This window comes from Streptococcus pseudopneumoniae (assembly GCF_001074975.1).
Taxonomy (GTDB): Bacteria; Bacillota; Bacilli; order Lactobacillales; family Streptococcaceae; genus Streptococcus; species Streptococcus pseudopneumoniae_D.
Genome location: NZ_JUUO01000074.1, coordinates 1 through 506 on the forward strand (window position 1 = coordinate 1; position 506 = coordinate 506).

A 506-nucleotide genomic window follows, 5' to 3' on the forward strand; every position below is an offset into this window, starting at 1 on the left:
GGTATGTTGACTCGCCTTATCTTGAAAGCTTCTGATAAAGCTCCATGGTCAGACAACGGTTCAGCCAAAAATCCAGCCCTTCCACCAGTAGAGAAATTGGGCAAAGGCCTTTACTTCTATGAAGTAGACTTGGCAGGTACTCAAGGTAAGTCAGATAAAGATTTATTAGACCTCTTGAAACAAAATGGTACGCAAAGCTATAAAGCTACTATCAAGGTGTACGGTGCTAAAGACGGCAAGGCAGATTTGAGCAATCTCGTAGCGACTAAGGATCTGGATGTCAACTTGAACGGCTTGACCACTCCAGCTGAAGTTCAAAAAGGTGTGGCTGACAACACCAAAGATACAGTGGATGTTCCAGCTACTTACTTGGACAAGGCCAACTTCCCTGGTCCATTCACAGCTGGTGTCAACCAAGTTATTCCATACGAATTCTTCGCCGGAGATGGTATGTTGACTCGCCTTATCTTGAAAGCTTCTGATAAAGCTCCATGGTCAGACAACGG

1 protein-coding gene is annotated in these 506 nt (G+C 44.9%); it reads left to right on the forward strand.

The annotated features are described in order from the left end of the window. Positions 1–506 (forward strand): SSURE domain-containing protein (locus tag ADI86_RS11950; RefSeq protein ID WP_049531837.1); only part of this gene is annotated, 506 nt, incomplete at both ends.